This window comes from Hymenobacter siberiensis (assembly GCF_018967865.2).
Lineage (GTDB): Bacteria > Bacteroidota > Bacteroidia > Cytophagales > Hymenobacteraceae > Hymenobacter > Hymenobacter siberiensis.
Genome location: NZ_JAHLZY020000001.1, coordinates 3,745,877 through 3,761,811 on the forward strand (window position 1 = coordinate 3,745,877; position 15,935 = coordinate 3,761,811).

A 15,935-nucleotide genomic window follows, 5' to 3' on the forward strand; every position below is an offset into this window, starting at 1 on the left:
GCATGACGTTCTTTTCGGGGCTTGCGGCCAACGGCCGACACGCCCTGACAGTAAAGCTATTGAAGACCTACAGGGCGTTCAGCATTTTGATAACCTGGTGCTGGCGCTTGCCCAGCTTGGCTTTCAGGCGGCTCACCAGCTCGTGGCCCTTGCCTTCCACGTAGGTCAGGTCCTCGTCGGTGAGGTGGGTGTAGGTTTGCTGCAGCTTGTGTTTTAGCTGGTCCCAGTTGCCGCGCAGGCGCAGCCGTTGGTCGGTGCGGAAGTCGCGGAAGTGTTGACGGCGCGCCATGCCCTTTTTGGAGTACAGCAGGATGCCGATGAGCGCACCCACGCCCGCGCCGGCCAGGGCGGTGAGCAATACTTTACCGGTAGCATTTTTGGGGTTTTCGCACGTCATAATAAGCGGATGAAAATTGGATAATCAGGCCACAGGCCAACTTCGGCGCTGGGCATTTGGGGTTTTGGGGTTTTGGCAAAGATTGCGCCCGGGCCTGCCGCACCGCCCTGACTTTCAACAGGCCAATTGATGATGTTCATCAAGCCGGGGGCGGGCTGGCCGCTTTCAGGGCTGCTACTGCCAGGCCGGAACGTGGTCCAGGGCCACAAAATCGAGCACCAGGCCGAGTGGCTGGGGCCGGGGGTAAGGGCGGGGCGTCAGGCCGAGGGAGTTGTTGGTGGCCTCGCCCAGCAGGGTGCGCAGGTCGCCGGGCTGGGCGTGGCGGAGGCCCATCGTCCAGGTGGCGAAACTGCGCGTTGGCCACGACCCTTCGCCCAGCACGTGGCAGTGGTGGTGGCGCGGGTCCGACAGGATGGCGTGGTAATAGAGGTGCCGGACGGCGGCCCGGGGGCCTTCCAGCACTTGCAGAAAGCGGCCCTCGGGCGTGTGCAGCAGCACGCCGGTGATGCCGTGCTGCCGGTTGTAGGCGCGGGACTGCAGCAGCAGCTCGTGGAGGGCGGTGGTCCCCATCGGCTCCATCCACTGGCTTTGGTATATAAGGTGATACGGTTGCATAACAGATAAGTAGAAAGGCGGGCGAGGGGGTTACAGCCGGGCCGGGGCGCAGCCCGGGCATCGGGACGGGCCACAACGGCAGCGGCAGTGGTGGTAAGGGCTTCGCGGGGCCGCAGCACGTGGCGGCCGGCCGTGGTTTGTTCCAGAGCCCGGCGCGCGAAGGCCAGGGTACTAAAGACGGCAACTTTCATGGAATGAAGCGGAAATGGCAATCGGCCCGAAACAAGGCTCCGCAAGGTTCCGGCCGGCGGCCGGCGCAACCCATGATGTAAATCCAATTTTCACTTGATAATCATTGGACTATACGACTTCATTATTCAGCTTATTTGCGAGCGGCGGCTTCGGCTCCGCTTCGCGGCCCAAGCCGGCTCTGGTATCATTGGTGCCGCACAGCCTTGTACACCTCCACCCAGCCCACGCCTGCCAGCGCGGCCAGCACGCACCCGCCCAGCCAGGCCAGCGGCACGGGCGCGAAGCCGAACAGCCGCTGCGCCGCTGGCACCAGCAGCGTAATCAGCAGCAGGGCCAGCGTGAGGGCCAGCATCAGCCAGAGGATGCGGTTGGGCACGCGCAGGGTGCGCCACACCGATTGCGTAAACGAGCGGTTGACCAGCGTGAGACCCACGTTGCTGAGCACCAGCGTGGCAAACACCAGCGTGCGGCCCACCGGCAGCGGCAGGCCCAGGCGCATGGCCGCGTAGTACACGCCCAGCACCGCCGCCGCAATGCCCAGGCCCTGCAGCAGGCTGCGGCCCAGCTCGGCCCCGGCCAGGAAGGTGCTGCTGAGCGGGCGCGGCGGCTGCTGCATCTGGCCGGCCTCGGCGGGCTCGTTTTCGAAGGCGATGGAACAGGTCGGGCCCATCACCAGCTCCAAGAAAATGATGTGCACGGGCGTGAACAGATTGGCCCACTCCCACCCCGCCAGCAGCGGCACGGCCACCGTGAGCACAATGGGGATGTGAATGGAAACGACGTAGAACACCGCCTTTTTAAAGTTCTGATAAATGCGCCGGCCCTGGGCAATGGCCGTCACCATGCCCGCCAGGTCGTCGTCGACGAGCACCAGCGAGGCCGCCTGGCGGGCCACTTCGGTGCCGCGCCGACCCATGGCCACGCCAATGTGGGCCGCCTTGAGGGCAGGGCCGTCGTTCACGCCGTCGCCGGTCATGGCCACTACTTCGCCGTTGGCTTTCAGGGCTTCCACCACTTTGAGCTTGGCCTCCGGAAACATACGGGCAAATACCGCCGTGGTGGCGGCCTGCGGCTGAAGCTCGGCGTTGGATAAGTCCATCACCTGCTGGCCGGTGAGCAGTACATCGGCTCCCGGCAGGCCCACCTGGCGGGCAATTGCCTGGGCGGTTTCGGGAAAGTCGCCGGTTATCATCTTCACCTGAATGCCGGCCGCCAGAAACTCCTGGATAACGGCCGCCGCATTGGCTTTGGGCGGGTTTTCGAGGGCAATCAGCCCCAGAAACCCCCAGGCAAAATCGTCCTGCGCGGCCGGGAAGTCGGGGCCGGCCTGCGCCGCCTGCGCCACGCCCAGCACCCGATAGCCCCGACCCGACAGCTCCCTGGTGACCCGCCGAATTTCCTCGGCTACGGCCGGGGCCGGGCGGCACACGGCCAGAATATGCTCTACGGCCCCTTTGCCGGCCACCAGGGGCCGGCCGCTTACCTGCCGCACATGGGTCATCATGGGCGGAGTGCCGCCCAGCGGATACTCGTGCAGCATGGGGCTGGGGGCGGTAGCGTCGGCCGGGGCGGCGGTAGCAAAGGCGGCCACAATGGCCTTTTCCATGGCGTCGAAGGGTTCGGTTTCGCTGGCGTAGCGGGCGCAGGCCAGCACCTGGGCAGCCGTGGGCGCAAGCGGACCGGGCAGCGCCACAAGGCTGGCCGTGGCCCCATCATAAAGCTGCGCCACGCGCATGCCCTCCTGGGTGAGGGTGCCGGTTTTATCGGCGCAGATGACCGTGGCCGAGCCCAGGCTTTCCACGGTTTGTGGCTGCTTGGTGAGCACGCCCAGCCGGCTCAGCCGGGCCGCGCCCAGCGCCATAAAGCTGCTGAAGGCCACCGGAATTTCTTCGGGCAGAATGGACATGGCCAACGTGAGGCCGAAGAGCAGGGCCGTGACCCAGTTGCCGGAATGGGCGAAATTTACGCCCCACACCAACACAAACGCCGCCGCCCCCATCCAGGCCATGCGCAGCACAAACTGCCGCACCTGCAGCTGCAAGGGCGTTTTTTCGGTATCAATAGCTTCCAGGCTCTGCCCGATGCGGCCGAGCCTGGTGCCTGTGCCCACGGCCGTGACCGTGAGCCAGGCGCCGCCCGCCACGGTGCTGGTGCCCGCAAAGGCCGGGTCGCCCACGGCCTTGGCTACCGGCACGGCCTCGCCGGTTAGAATGGCCTCATCCACGGAGAAGTCGTTCAGCTTGGTTACGGTGCCGTCGGCGGGCAGGCGGGCGCCTTCGGCCACCAGCACCGCGTCGCCCACCACCAGGTCTTCGACCGGCACGGTGACTACCTCGCCATTGCGGCGCACCTGGGCCCGGGGCTGCGTGAGCTGGCGCAGGGCCCCCAGCGCCTTATCGCTGCGAATTTCCTGGTACACCGAGATGCCCGCCACCGCCAGTAGCGCCACGCCCAGCGTGATGGCCTCGGCCCCTTCGCCCAGCCCGACATACACCGCACAAGCCACCAGCAGCAGCAGAAACATGGGCTCCAGCACTACTTCCCGCAGGGTGGCCAGCAGCCCCGAGCCCTTGGCCGCGGGCAGCACATTGGGGCCATGGGCCAGGCGGGCGGCCAGCACGGCTTTACTGGTAAGGCCGGGAGCGGGCGCGAGGAGGGGCATCAGCTAATTAAATGACATTCTGCTTATTCGTGTTAACAGTTCAGGCTAACGTGCGCCGCCCCCACCGCCGCCGCGTTGCTGCGCACCCGCTCCAGCAGGGCCTGCTGAGCGGCGGCCACGTTGGCGGCCTGCCCGCCCCATATTTCCAGGGCCGACTGTTGCAGCGCCCGGCCAAATGAGAACGTGAGCGCCCACGGCAGCCGGCCGGCAAACCGCTTGTGCATGGCCGCCAGGTGGCGCGTGGCAGCCTCGGGCGACTGCCCACCCGACAAAAATGCCAAACCCGGCACGGCCGCCGGCACCGTGCGCAGCAGGCAGGCCACGGTAGCGTCGGCCACCTGGGCGGTGGTGGGCTGTTTGGGGCAGTCGGCCCCGGCCAGCACCATGCTGGGCTTTAGCAACATGCCTTCCAGGGCCACGCCCTGAATGCGCAGCTGGGCGAACACCTCGTGCAGCACGTCTTCCGTCACGGCGGCGCAGCGGGCCAGGGCGTGGGGGCCGGTCAGCAGCACTTCGGGCTCCACGATGGGCACCAGGCCGACCGCCTGGCACAGGGCGGCGTAGCGGGCCAGGGCGTGGGCATTGGCCGCAATACCGGCCCGGCTGGGCCGGTCGTGGCCGATGGTGAGCACCGCCCGCCACTTGGCAAAGCGGGCTCCCAGCGCCGCGTATTCGGCCAGGCGCGGGCGCAGGCCGTCGAGCCCTTCAGTCACCTGCTCGCCGGGGAAGCCGGCCAGCTCGTGCGCGCCCAGGTCTACCTTGATGCCGGGGATGATGCCCGCCTGCTGCAGGATTTCGATGAAAGAAACGCCCGCCACCGTACGCTGCCGGATGGTTTCATCGAACAGAATGGCCCCGCTGATGCCCGCGCCCAGGCCCGGCGTAGTCACCAGCAGTTCGCGGTAGGCGCGGCGGGCCTCCACGGTTTCGGGGATGCCCAGCGCGGCGAAGCGGGCGTTGCAGGTGCCGGTGCTTTCGTCCATCGCCAACAGGCCCTTGCCGGGGGCCATCAGCGCCTGAGCGGTGGTGATTAGGGTGTTTAGGTTCATGGCTTTACTATTAAAACGACTGTCATCCTGAGCGCAGCGAAGGACCTTATCATGCTCGCATCAGTTGAATTACGGCAAACTGTTCTTCGGTGATAAGGTCCTTCGCTGCGCTCAGGATGACAGGACGGGCGCTAGGCTTTCCACTGCCAGTTGCGGATTTCGGGCATGTCTTCGCCGTGGTGTTCGATGTAGCGCTTGTGCTCCACCAGCTTATCCTTGAGGTACTGTTTGAGGTAAGCGCCCTTGTTACCAAGCTGGGGCACGCGGTCGAGCACGTCCATGGCCAGGTGGAAACGGTCCATGTCGTTGAGCACCGTCATGTCGAAGGCCGTGGTGATGGTGCCTTCCTCCTTGTAGCCGCGCACGTGCAGAAGCTGGTTGTTGGCGCGGCTGTAGGTGAGGCGGTGCACCAGCCACGGGTAGCCGTGAAAGGCGAAAATAACGGGCTTGTCGCGGGTAAACAGCGCGTCGTAATCGGCCTCGCTCAGGCCGTGGGGGTGTTCGGTACTGCGCTCCAGCTTGAGTAAATCGACCACGTTGACGACCCGGATTTTCAGCTCCGGCAGGTGCTCGCGCAGGATGCTGGCGGCGGCCAGAATTTCGAGGGTGGGCACGTCGCCGCAGCAGGCCAGCACGGCGTCGGGCTCCTGGCCGGCGTCGGTGCTGGCCCAGGGCCAGAGGCCAATACCCTCGGCGCAGTGGGTGCGGGCGGCGTCCATGCTCAGCCACTGCGGGGCGGGGTGCTTGCCAGCCACAATCACGTTCACGTAGTGGCGGCTGCGCAGGCAGTGGTCCATCACCGAGAGCAAGCAGTTGGCATCGGGCGGCAGGTACACGCGCACAATGCTGGCTTTCTTGTTGATAACGTGGTCGATGAAGCCGGGGTCCTGGTGCGTGAAGCCGTTGTGGTCCTGCCGCCACACGGTACTCGTGAGCAGGTAGTTGAGCGAGGCAATTTTGCGGCGCCACGGAATTTCGAGCGTCAGCTTCAGCCACTTGGCGTGCTGATTAAACATCGAATCGACGATGTGCACAAACGCCTCGTAGCAGTTGAACAGCCCGTGCCGGCCGGTCAATAAATACCCTTCCAGCCAGCCCTCGCACTGGTGCTCGCTCAGCATTTCGAGCACGCCGCCATCGGGGGCCAGAAACTCGTCGTTGACCTGCACGGCCGCATCCCACTGGCGGTCGGTGGCCTCAAACACGGCTTCCAGCTTGTTCGACATCGTCTCATCGGGCCCGAAGACGCGGAAGTTGCGCGGGGCGGCGTTCAGCTTCAGCACATCGCGCAGAAACTTGCCTACCGTACCGGTATCGCTGGCCTCCACGGCGCCCGGCGCAGGCACTCTCACGGCGTAGTCGGCGTAGTTGGGCAGGTGCAAATCGTGCAGCAGCAGGCCGCCGTTGGCGTTGGGGTTGGCGCCCATGCGGCGGGTGCCTTGCGGGGCCAGCGCGGCTATTTCGGGCTGCAGCTTGCCTTCATCATCGAATAATTCTTCGGGCCGGTAGCTTTTCAGCCAGCCTTCGAGCTGGGCCAGATGCGCGGGCGGGGCGCTGGCCGATACGGCCAGCGGCACCTGGTGCGAACGGAACGTGCCCTCGTTGGGCACGCCGTCCACTTCCTTGGGGCCGGTCCAGCCCTTGGGCGATTTCAGCACAATCATCGGCCAGCGCGGCCGGGTGAGGTCGCCGTTTTCCCGGGCCTCATACTGAATGTGTTGAATGTTGGCAACAACTTCTTCCAGGGCCGCCGCCATGGCTTGGTGCATCAGCTCGGGCTCGTGGCCTTCCACGTAGTAGGGCGTCCAGCCGTAGCCGCGCAGCAGTTGGTCCAGCTCTTCGGGCGTGATGCGGGCCAGCACCGTAGGATTGGAAATCTTGTAGCCGTTGAGGTGCAGAATGGGCAGCACCGCGCCGTCACTGGCCGGGTTGAGGAACTTGTTGGAGTGCCAGGCGGTGGCCAGCGGGCCGGTTTCGGCCTCACCGTCGCCAATCACGCAGGCCACCACCAGCTCGGGATTATCAAACACCGCCCCGAAGGCGTGGCTGAGCGAGTAGCCCAATTCGCCGCCCTCGTGGATGGAGCCCGGCGTTTGGGGCGAGGCGTGGCTGGAGATGCCACCGGGGTAGGAAAACTGCGTAAACAGCCGTTTCAGCCCAATTTCATCCTGGCTGATACTCGGGTATACTTCGCTGTAGGTGCCTTCCAGATACGTGCCCGCCACCACCGCCGGCCCGCCGTGGCCGGGGCCGGAGAGGTAAATCATGTTCAGGTCATGCGCTTTGATGGCCCGGTTGAGGTGCGTGTAGATGAAGTTCTGGCCCGGCGTGGTGCCCCAATGCCCCAGCAGCATCTTCTTGACGTGCGCCAGCGTGAGCGGCTCGCGCATCAAGGGATTGTCGCACAAGTATATCTGGCCCACCGACAGGTAGTTGGCCGCCCGCCAGTAGGCGTCGATAAGCGCGGCTTCTTCCGTCGTGAGCGGCGTGGGAGCGGGGCGCACGGCCGGCGGGGCGAGGGTGTTGGTTTCCATAGAACTTGGAGTTAGTCGGTTTTTCTTCGCCAGCCAGCTAAAGCTGGTGGTCGAGCGGCGCAATCATGCACGCCCCACTGCTGGGGATGGCGCATTACACGGACAAGCCAAAAGCAGCCAGCCGGGCGCAGGTCGATGGCTGAGCGATGTGGCAAATGCCCTGAATGCCCGGGCCGGCCGCAATGCCGACGAACAACGGCTGGAGGCGGTAGCGGGCTTTCGGCTGCGGCCCCAGTGCCAGCAACTCAGGGCGAGGCTGCGATTGGGCAAGCATAAATCCCCAAAAGTCAGCCTCGCTAAACGACTAGGGCCGGCAGGTGTTGGCGTGGGCTTCCACAATGTTCAGGAAGAGCTTGGCAATAAAGAGTGCGCTTATTTGGCCAGATAGCCGCCATCGACGGGGTAGTAGGCGCCGGTGACGAACGAGGCCTTGTCGGAGCTGAGCCAGATGACCAGCTCGGCCACTTCCTCGGACCGGCCCAGCCGGCCGATGGGATGCAGCGCCACGAGCGCCTGCTTGGTTTCGGCCGAGAAGTCCTTGAGCAGCGGCGTATCGATATAGCCCGGGCCCACCGCGTTGATGCGAACGCCCTGCGCGGCGTATTCCTGGGCCGCCGTTTGGGTGAGGCCCACCACGGCGTGCTTGGCTGCCACGTAGCCCGCCAGCGTGGGCGTGCCCACCTGCCCCAGAATGGAGGCCATGTTGATAATCGCGCCGTGGCCCTGCTTCAACATCACTTCCAGCTCGTATTTGAGGCAGAAAAACACGCTGTTCAGGTTCACGTTGATAATCTTCTGCCAGCCTTCGAGCGAGTAGTCGGCGGTCAGGCTCAGCTCGCCGGTGATGCCGGCGTTGTTGCAGGCCACGTCGAGGGTGCCGAAGGCGGCCACGGTTTCCTGCACCAGCTGGTGGCACTGGGCGGGGTCGCCCACATCGGCCTTGTAGAAGCGGGCGTTGACCCCGGCGGCGGTTAGCTCAGCCACCACCTGCCGGCCCTGCTCCTCGTCGATATCCGACACCATGACGTTGGCCCCGTGCTGCCCGTAGAGCAGCGCCACCGCCCGGCCAATACCCGACGCCGCCCCGGTAACCAGGGCCGTTTTTCCTTGCAAATCTTTATCCATGATGTCGGTATTTTAAGCTGTCGGCGCAGCTCCCGAACCGGTCGGGGCCGGGGGTTGCGCCGGGCATAAAGGTCCAGGGCCGGGCTTAGCCGGGCCATGACAATAATTGCCTGATTATCTGATTTTTATTAGAGAGTAGTTTGCTCATCGCGCAGGTCGAACACGTTGCCGCCCTCGGCCCGGTGGTCGGGGGCGGGCTCCGGGGCCGGCTCGGTAGACGGCTCCCCGAATTCGCCGTATTCCGGCGTGCCTTCGTGGGCATCGGCAGCCAGGTCCGGCACAACCGGCGTAGTGGTGGGCGGCAGCAGTGGCTTCTTTTTCAAAGCTTTAGGGTTTTCGAGTGAGCAGAATAAGCAGAAGGCTACCGGTGAGGCCCGCCAACGGTCAGTTGGCGGGAGCTAGGCCAGCAAGCACCGAATTGGTAAGCTGGGCGGCAATCGCGAAGTGGTTCGACGCGTCCGCGGACGCGGAAGCGGACACAGGGGCGGGCGCGGGCGCTACCACCGGCAGCACCAGCACCGACACGGGGCAATGGGCCAGCAGGCGAGCCGTCACGCTTTCATGAAAAAGCTCGCCAAGGTAGCTGCGCTCGCGGGCCAGTACGATGACCATATCGGCCTGAGTGTCCTGCACGGCGGCCAGCAGGCCCTCGGCGTAGCTGTCGTGCTTGTAGCCGCGCAGCCCGGGCGTGGGCAGGCCCGTTAGCAGGCCGCTGAGCTGCACGGCGCGCAGGGCGGCACTGCACCCGGCGTCGTCTTCCACCCCGCTCGATACGTGGGCCACGGTGAGCACCGCGCCGGGCAGCGCCAGCAGCTGGCGCAGAGGTTGAGCCTGGGTGGCCAGCAGGAAGGGCTCGCGGTCGGCGGCGATGAGGATGCGGCATGGGGGCTGGTCGGCCGGGGCGGTGGGCGGCACCAGCAGCAGCGGGAAGTGGCCGGCCCGCAACAGCTCGGCACAGCCCTGGGCCACGCTGCTATCGGCCGGCTGCGCGGCGGGCTGGCTGAGCACAAACAGGGCCGGATGGTGCCGGGTGGCCAGGTCCCGGGCCACTTCGGGCAGCAGGTCGGTGGCCACCTCCACGGTGGGCTGGGTGTGCAGCTCCTCGGCCAACCGGTAGAGGGCGGCGGCGGTATCCGTCTGGCGGTTCAACTCGTCCTGGTGGTAGCTATCGGCCATCAGCGCGTAGGGGTCGAACATGGACGCCCGGTTGACGTGCAGTAGCACCAGCGGGCCGTGCAGGGCCTGCGCCAGGGTATTGGCGTAGTGCACCGTGTGGCGGGGAGTGGCATAAAAACCGGCAAAAACAATAAGCGTGAGGGCCATGGCGGAAGGGTGGGAAGGTGCGGGAAAGAGGGAAGGGAGCAACGGTCATGCTCAGCATGACGTCCTGTTTCAGCCAAAAGCCTAATCCGCCGCCGGCAGCACCAGCACCGGAATGGCACTTTCGCGCAGCAGCTGCGCCGTCACGCTGCGGTGGAACAAGCCGCCCAGCAGACTATGCCGACGGGCGACAACCACCAGCATATCGGCCTGCTCCCCGGCTGCCTCCTGCAGAATACCGCCCACAATGGTGTTCTGGTACACCTGGCGCAGGCTGTTTTCGGCCAGCTCGCTTACAAGGTCGTTGGTGCGCACCGTGTCGAGCACGGCGGCGGCGCTCGGGGGCGTGTCGCCGTTATCCGTCACCTGCACCAGGCTGAAGGTGCCTTGGGTGGCGTGCAGCAGCTGGTTGAGCACGTCGCGGTATTCGACCAGGCTGAAGGGTTCGCCATCCACGGCCAGCAGCAGGCGGCGGGGCGGGAAGGCGTCCCAACCGGCCAGCGGTATCACCAGCAGCGGGTAGGGCGTGTGGCGCAGCAGGTCCATGGCCGTGGCCGTTACCAGGTCTTCGGGGGTAGGCTCGGCTCCGGCCCGGCCCAGCACCACCAGCAGCGGCGGGCGCTGCCCCACCACTTCCTGCAAGGCTTCGGCCAGCGAGAAGCTCGAAATGTCGATATCCGTAGCCACGGGCTGCGCGGCCGCCAGCTTTTCCAGGGCGTAAGCGGTTTTCAGCTCGCCGTCGGTCGTGTGCCGGCTGGCAAACGCTGCCGGGGCCAGCAGCTCGTCGTGGCGGGCGTGCAGCAGCAGCAGGCTGGCCTTCAGCGGCACGGCCAGCCCGGCCGCATAGGACAACGCCCGGTTGGAAACAGCGAAAAAATCGGTCAGAACAACGATGGAGGGCGTCATGGCAATGAAGAAAAAGAGGTGCAGAAATCAGTGCGAAGGCATTGGGGGCGGGCTGGGGGCATCCTTGGGCCGGGCCGCAGCCGGCACCGGCAGGCCGGGGGCGGCATACAGCCAGTCGTCGGCGGCCATGCAGGCATCGGCTTCCTGCGCGCCCTGTCGGGTGCCGGCGCTGATGGACCACACCGAATCTTCGGCGTAGTAAGGGGCGGGGCTAGGCTTCGATTCCATATTCGACGGGGGTTTGGTGGTTGATGCGCGGGTCGGTATTCAGCACGAGCAGGTGGTTGTTCACCTCGTGGGCACCGGCTTCGTGGGCCTCCTGGGCCGCCAGCTTGCGGTCGAGCCAGGTATCGACGGTGCCGGTGAGGGTGGCCCGGCCAGCGACTACCTGCACGGCCACCTCCTGGTCGTGCAGCCCCGCCGACCAGCGGTAGCGGGCCCGAATGCGGGCCGCCAGCGCCAAGTCGGGGTTGCGCGGGGCCGGGGCCGATACCCGCCCGACCGCCGCGCCCACCACGTCCAGCCGGTTGTTCACATCCACCACGCCATTCGCGCCGGCTACCACATCGCCGGCCTGTTCCAGCTCAAAATGCGTGTCGACCCGGCCCGTGAGCAGGGCCTGCCCGCCGTGCACCTGCACGCCAAATTGCAGGTGGCCCACGTAAGGGTCTCGGGCCAGGGCGGCCACAATAGTCTGGCGAATTTCTTCATCGGGCACCAGCTGGGCGGGCCGCACCTTCAGCAGGTTGTGCACGTTGTGCACGCCCACCACGTGGCGGGCGTCCTGTTCGGCCCCCTGCCGGATGCGCAGGTTGCGCACGGTGCCGGCCAGCGTCACCACCCCATCGAGCACCTGCACCAGTGTTTCGGCCGAGCGCACGCGCGGGTTGAAGTGGAGCATGGCGCGCACGGCGGCCCCAATGGCAGCATCCGTTTTAGGGGCAAATTTCTCGCGGCGGATTTCGCGCCCCATTACCCAATAGGCCACAAACAGGTCGCGGGCATCCACGCAGGTAGTGCCGGTTTGGTAGGCCATGCCCACGATGCGGTCTTTCTCGGCGGCCGTACCCACCGTGCCCGACAGGTGCACCACCTGCTCGTGGATGCTCACCACCACCAGCGCCCCGTTCACGCGAATGTCCCAGTCGAGCTGCTCCCGAATCTGGGCAACAATTTCCTCATCCGAATTCAAAATGGCGCCCCCGCGAATCATCAGCTCCCCGGCTTCTACGCCGCGCACCCCGCGCACGCCCTGCACCACGCACAGCACCAGCTGTTTCTCGGCCCACGACTGCACCAGGCCGCTTAGCGTGACCACGCAGTGGCTGGCCCGGCAATGCACCTGGTAGTCGTTGGTGGCCGGGTCGTCAGCCAGGGCGCGAGCCACGGCGTGCTGCAGCTCGGCATCGGGCACGTCGGCAGTGCGCACGACCAGGGTGCTGTGCACGCCGCCCACTCCGTGCACGGCCAGCGCAATTTCTTCGGCCCGCTGCCGCGCCAGCAGATTGGTGGTGAAGCCGCTCAGCTCGACGATGCCATCGCGGGTCTGCACGGCAATCTGGTGCACGACAAGACCTTTCTTGTTGGCCAGCAGCATTTTGATGGCCGCTGTGATGGCAGCATCGGTCACGCGCTCGGTAGCAGCGGGCGGCGTAAGCAATTGAGTGGATTGCATGGGCGGGTGGGAATTGGGGTGAGAAAAGTGCGGGCCGACCAGAAAGTCAGCCTTCCTCAAAGGTCCCTTCGCCTCCCCCCCTTTCCCATGACCAGAATTGTCGCATCGCATGACATGCGTCAAGTAGTGGCCGCCCGCCATGCAGGACCGCGCCGTAGCCCACTCCAGGCCAACGGCAGCGGCAGGCAGGAAGTCATGCAGCCGTTCGCTAGGCCCCACAGGGCTCGTACCCGCTGGGGCCAGGAGAATAATTAGTTACTTAAATGATAATGCTGTAGCATATTTCAAGCGCAACACTTCGCGTCTCCTCGCGTGGGCGTCGTTCAACGGGGATACGCGAAGTGTCGCGTCGCTACGTCCCGTATACAGCTCTGGAAACAGCACTGAATCAACCGGGGGGTAATCCATAAAAAAACCCTCATTGCGCACTGCAATGAGGGTTTCCGTGAGGCGTATTGGGCTCGAACCAACGACCTCCACCGTGTCAGGGTGGCGCTCTGAACCAACTGAGCTAACACCCCGGAATTGGCCATGCCCGCGGGCCGCCGCCTCAAAGGTAGTTCCGCGTTGCGGATGAGACTAACCGGGCCCACTTTTTTCTCCCGAACGAGGCCGACAGGCAACCTTATGGTCCCGGCAAAGTATAGTGGCAAACGGGAATAGTAGTCTTCCCCGGCCGCTGGCCCATTACCCTCACTTCATTTCACCCATGAAAAAGACTCTCCTACTATTGCTGCTGGCTGTTACTTCGGCTTCTTCTGCGTTTGCCCAGGCGGCTCCCGGCGGCGCTACGTCTTCCAAAGACTACACGGGCGGCAAATCGACCGAATCGGGCAATACCGGTTTTGGTGTGAAAGGCGGCTACAACTTCTCCCGTCCCTACGGCGATGGCATCACCAACGTATCGGCTTACAACGCCTTCCATGCGGGCGTTTATGGTCAGTTTGGGCTCAACAACTTTTCGTCGATTCAGGTAGAGCTGCTCTACAACCGCAAGGGCTACAACTCCGACATCAACGTGGTGAATGGCAGCAATGTGAGCCTCGTTAACAAAACCACTCGCCTCGATTATCTCGAACTGCCCATTCTCTACGTGGGCAATGTTACCGATAATTTCAGCTTCCATATTGGGCCGCAGATTTCGCTGCTCACCAAAGCCAAGCAGGGCGATGAGGACCTGGGCCTAGCGGCCAGAGGCTTCAACACGGTGGATTTCGGCGGCATCGGCGGATTGGAGTACCGCGTAGGCCCCGCACGCCTCGGCGCTCGCTATGACCTGTCTTTTGGCAAAATATTCGATACCAGCAAGCAGTATCCCAGCGCCAATGGTGGTACTTCCACGGTTACCCTGCCTTCGGTGCACAACCAGGTTGTGCAGCTGTATGTGGCCATTGGCCTGCGTCAATAAGCGCACGGCCTTGCATTTTTGTTAAGAAAGGAAGCCCCACCAGGGCTTCCTTTTTTATTTCCCCTTCGCCCCTCCCGCTACCATGCCCGCCTCCCTTGCTGCCGTCGATATTGCCCGCCTCTTTATGACGCGCGAGCTGCTGCTGGGCCGGGGCCTGGCCGTGCTGACGGCTTGGGTACTCCTCAACTTGGTGGGCAGCGGCTACTATCTGGCCAACAGCGACCGGCGGCACGAGTCGTTCTATTTCCACGGCATGAACGTGGGCTGGGGCCTGGTGAACGCCGGGCTGGCCGCGTGGGGCATTCTGCAGCTGCACTTCGTGGCGCCGGCCGGCTTGGTGCCCGCCGAGCTGCTGCAGTCGCAGCTGTTCAACGAGAACCTGTTTTTGCTGAATGCTGGGCTCGACGTGGCCTATATTATGACCGGCTACTACCTGCGGGCGCGGGCCCTGGTGCCGGGGCAGGTGCTTCCCGTGCGGCTGCTGGGCTTCGGCCGCTCGCTGTGGGTGCAGGGCGGATTTCTGCTGGTGTTTGATGCCACGATGTGGAGCCTGCTGCACTGGCTGGGGCGCGACTGGTTTCGGCTGCTGGGATGATGGTTATTTTATCCCAGATTGGGATTATCGGCCCATTATGAGAATAGCCGGTTTCCATTCGCGCAGCAAATGGTACCATAAGACGACGAAACAGACCGGTTCAACGGGAAACCAATCCGTTGAGAATACGGGTGGTAGAGCTTTGCGTCGCTCTGTCACCACCGCCCACGCCCCGAGTATTCTGGGGAAGGCTGGTTTTCAGCCTCCTGCTTATGCGCTCTTTCTGCTCTGTTCTCGCTGCTTTTTGCCTGCTGCTGACGTTTGATGCGCCGGCCAACACCCTCGACCGGGTAGAGGCAGTGGTGCTCTCGTCGCCGGCTGGGGGCATGCGCCTCAACGGGGTGCTGCGGCTGCCCACCGGCCCCGGGCCTTTTCCGGCGGCGGTGCTGCTGGCCGAGCACAAAGCTGGCACCCTGGCCCCCACCCCGGCCGACAAGCAGCTACTAACCAACCTGGCCGACTACCTCGTGAGCAAGGGCATGGTGGTGCTGCGCCTGGAAGAGCGCGGCACCGATAACGGCCCCGCTACGCCCGGCACGCTGGCCGAACGCTCGGCCGATGCCTTGGCGGCCCTGAACTACCTGCGCACCCGGCCCCAGGTCGATGTGACGCGGCTCGGCCTTATCGGCCACGGCGAGGGTGGCAACGTGGCCCTGCTGGCCAGCGCGCAGCTGCTGGCGCCCACGTTTTTGGTAACGCTGGCAGCGGCGGGCTTGCCCGGCCGCGAACTACTGGCCACTCAGCCCACCATGTATGGCAAGGTGCTCGGCAACGATTCGACCGATGCGCAACGCCAGCACAAGTACCGCCTCGACCAAGTGGCTGCCGAGCAGGAAGCCACCAAAATGCGCGCCCACGGCTCCAACAGCGCCCAGGTGCAAACCTACCTCGACCAGCAACGCCTGCGCCAGAAAATGGCCATACGCCACGACGAGGAAGCTCTAGTGAAGCACCAGCGCGCCATGCTGGAAATAGTGCGCCAAACGCCCGACAACGCGCAGGCCCAGGCCATTCTCAGCAATATGCTGCGCCAGCGCTACCCCAACATTGCGCCGGAGGATGTGCAGACCAGCGTGCAAACCCTGACCATGCCCGCCTACCGCAACTACCTGGCCTTCGACCCTCTGCTCACGCTGCCCAAGGTGCAGTGCCCCGTGCTGCTGCTGCAGGGCGAAGACGATGCCGAGGTGAATGCCACGGTTAATCTGGCCCTCCTCAAAAAAGGCCTCCGCAGCAATGCCCGCGTAACCGAGCTGCACGTACCCGGCCTCAACCACGCCTTACAGCTGAGCAAAGTGGAGGCCGACGGAATGTCGCCCGCGCCCATATCGCCCGATGCCCAGGCCAGTATCTACACCTGGATTATGAGCCAGAAATAGCCCTGGCCTTCTGCACCTTGCGCGTCCGCAACAAGCAAAGAGGCCCGGCAACCTAAGTTGCCGGGCCTCTTTGCTTGA

At 64.7% G+C, this 15,935-nt stretch carries 15 protein-coding genes and 1 tRNA gene; 3 read left to right on the forward strand and 13 right to left on the reverse strand.

The annotated features are described in order from the left end of the window. Positions 1-67: 67 nt before the first annotated feature. From KQ659_RS16625 to KQ659_RS16685, 13 genes are all read right to left on the reverse strand, one after another. Complete coding sequence (locus KQ659_RS16625; RefSeq protein WP_216680038.1) at positions 68-397, reverse strand: hypothetical protein; 330 nt, start codon at positions 395-397, stop codon at positions 68-70. 174 nt (positions 398-571) lie between these two features. Further along, positions 572-1,012, reverse strand: a complete 441-nt coding sequence (locus KQ659_RS16630) for a BLUF domain-containing protein (RefSeq protein ID WP_216688187.1) — start codon at positions 1,010-1,012, stop codon at positions 572-574. Between the two features lie 376 nt (positions 1,013-1,388). Then, positions 1,389-3,866 carry a cation-translocating P-type ATPase gene (locus KQ659_RS16635; protein ID WP_216688186.1) on the reverse strand — a complete coding sequence of 826 codons (2,478 nt, stop codon included), beginning with the start codon at positions 3,864-3,866 and terminating at the stop codon, positions 1,389-1,391. Positions 3,867-3,898: 32 nt separating this feature from the next. Continuing rightward, positions 3,899-4,915: a class I fructose-bisphosphate aldolase gene (locus KQ659_RS16640; protein ID WP_216688185.1), complete on the reverse strand. Its 1,017-nt coding sequence runs from the start codon at positions 4,913-4,915 to the stop codon at positions 3,899-3,901. A 131-nt stretch (positions 4,916-5,046) separates the two neighbouring features. Then, on the reverse strand, positions 5,047-7,449 hold the full coding sequence (locus KQ659_RS16645; protein WP_216688184.1) for a phosphoketolase family protein: 2,403 nt from the start codon (positions 7,447-7,449) through the stop codon (positions 5,047-5,049). Between the two features lie 94 nt (positions 7,450-7,543). Continuing rightward, positions 7,544-7,723 carry a hypothetical protein gene (locus tag KQ659_RS16650; protein ID WP_216680032.1) on the reverse strand — a complete coding sequence of 60 codons (180 nt, stop codon included), beginning with the start codon at positions 7,721-7,723 and terminating at the stop codon, positions 7,544-7,546. Positions 7,724-7,821: 98 nt separating this feature from the next. Beyond that, a complete protein-coding gene (locus KQ659_RS16655; RefSeq protein WP_216680031.1) occupies positions 7,822-8,574 on the reverse strand; it encodes an SDR family NAD(P)-dependent oxidoreductase in 753 nt (250 codons plus the stop codon). Positions 8,575-8,702: 128 nt separating this feature from the next. Then, positions 8,703-8,897 (reverse strand): hypothetical protein, encoded by a 195-nt coding sequence (locus KQ659_RS16660; RefSeq protein ID WP_216686038.1) that lies wholly within the window; start codon positions 8,895-8,897, stop codon positions 8,703-8,705. Between the two features lie 61 nt (positions 8,898-8,958). Further along, positions 8,959-9,897 carry a universal stress protein gene (locus KQ659_RS16665; RefSeq protein ID WP_216680029.1) on the reverse strand — a complete coding sequence of 313 codons (939 nt, stop codon included), beginning with the start codon at positions 9,895-9,897 and terminating at the stop codon, positions 8,959-8,961. Positions 9,898-9,978: 81 nt separating this feature from the next. Continuing rightward, the gene (locus tag KQ659_RS16670) at positions 9,979-10,800 is read right to left on the reverse strand and encodes a universal stress protein (RefSeq protein ID WP_216688183.1); all 822 of its coding nucleotides are present in this window, start codon (positions 10,798-10,800) and stop codon (positions 9,979-9,981) included. 27 nt (positions 10,801-10,827) lie between these two features. Then, entirely contained in the window at positions 10,828-11,028 is a 201-nt protein-coding gene (locus tag KQ659_RS16675) for a hypothetical protein (protein WP_216688182.1), read from the reverse strand. After that, positions 11,012-12,475 carry a BON domain-containing protein gene (locus tag KQ659_RS16680; RefSeq protein WP_216680026.1) on the reverse strand — a complete coding sequence of 488 codons (1,464 nt, stop codon included), beginning with the start codon at positions 12,473-12,475 and terminating at the stop codon, positions 11,012-11,014. Before KQ659_RS16680 ends, KQ659_RS16675 begins: the two co-directional genes overlap by 17 nt. 446 nt (positions 12,476-12,921) lie before the next feature. After that, a tRNA-Val gene (locus KQ659_RS16685) sits at positions 12,922-12,996 on the reverse strand. Between the two features lie 188 nt (positions 12,997-13,184). Between KQ659_RS16685 and KQ659_RS16690 the strand changes: the two genes are divergently transcribed. The 3 genes from KQ659_RS16690 (at position 13,185) to KQ659_RS16700 (ending at position 15,857) form a co-directional block, all read left to right on the forward strand. Further along, positions 13,185-13,883: a porin family protein gene (locus KQ659_RS16690; RefSeq protein ID WP_168672052.1), complete on the forward strand. Its 699-nt coding sequence runs from the start codon at positions 13,185-13,187 to the stop codon at positions 13,881-13,883. Between the two features lie 82 nt (positions 13,884-13,965). Further along, entirely contained in the window at positions 13,966-14,478 is a 513-nt protein-coding gene (locus KQ659_RS16695; RefSeq protein ID WP_216680025.1) for a DUF6992 family protein, read from the forward strand. A gap of 212 nt (positions 14,479-14,690) precedes the next feature. Beyond that, entirely contained in the window at positions 14,691-15,857 is a 1,167-nt protein-coding gene (locus KQ659_RS16700; protein WP_216688181.1) for an alpha/beta hydrolase, read from the forward strand. The last annotated feature ends 78 nt before the right edge of the window (positions 15,858-15,935 follow it).

What these genes read in the sequence shown, in the direction of transcription:
- KQ659_RS16625 (WP_216680038.1), bottom strand. Translation starts at nt 397, where the DNA reads ATGACGTGCGAAAACCCCAAAAATGCTACCGGTAAAGTATTGCTCACC.
- KQ659_RS16630 (WP_216688187.1), bottom strand. Translation starts at nt 1,012, where the DNA reads ATGCAACCGTATCACCTTATATACCAAAGCCAGTGGATGGAGCCGATG.
- KQ659_RS16635 (WP_216688186.1), bottom strand. Translation starts at nt 3,866, where the DNA reads ATGCCCCTCCTCGCGCCCGCTCCCGGCCTTACCAGTAAAGCCGTGCTG.
- KQ659_RS16640 (WP_216688185.1), bottom strand. Translation starts at nt 4,915, where the DNA reads ATGAACCTAAACACCCTAATCACCACCGCTCAGGCGCTGATGGCCCCC.
- KQ659_RS16645 (WP_216688184.1), bottom strand. Translation starts at nt 7,449, where the DNA reads ATGGAAACCAACACCCTCGCCCCGCCGGCCGTGCGCCCCGCTCCCACG.
- KQ659_RS16650 (WP_216680032.1), bottom strand. Translation starts at nt 7,723, where the DNA reads ATGCTTGCCCAATCGCAGCCTCGCCCTGAGTTGCTGGCACTGGGGCCG.
- KQ659_RS16655 (WP_216680031.1), bottom strand. Translation starts at nt 8,574, where the DNA reads ATGGATAAAGATTTGCAAGGAAAAACGGCCCTGGTTACCGGGGCGGCG.
- KQ659_RS16665 (WP_216680029.1), bottom strand. Translation starts at nt 9,897, where the DNA reads ATGGCCCTCACGCTTATTGTTTTTGCCGGTTTTTATGCCACTCCCCGC.
- KQ659_RS16670 (WP_216688183.1), bottom strand. Translation starts at nt 10,800, where the DNA reads ATGACGCCCTCCATCGTTGTTCTGACCGATTTTTTCGCTGTTTCCAAC.
- KQ659_RS16675 (WP_216688182.1), bottom strand. Translation starts at nt 11,028, where the DNA reads ATGGAATCGAAGCCTAGCCCCGCCCCTTACTACGCCGAAGATTCGGTG.
- KQ659_RS16680 (WP_216680026.1), bottom strand. Translation starts at nt 12,475, where the DNA reads ATGCAATCCACTCAATTGCTTACGCCGCCCGCTGCTACCGAGCGCGTG.
- KQ659_RS16690 (WP_168672052.1), top strand. Translation starts at nt 13,185, where the DNA reads ATGAAAAAGACTCTCCTACTATTGCTGCTGGCTGTTACTTCGGCTTCT.
- KQ659_RS16695 (WP_216680025.1), top strand. Translation starts at nt 13,966, where the DNA reads ATGCCCGCCTCCCTTGCTGCCGTCGATATTGCCCGCCTCTTTATGACG.
- KQ659_RS16700 (WP_216688181.1), top strand. Translation starts at nt 14,691, where the DNA reads ATGCGCTCTTTCTGCTCTGTTCTCGCTGCTTTTTGCCTGCTGCTGACG.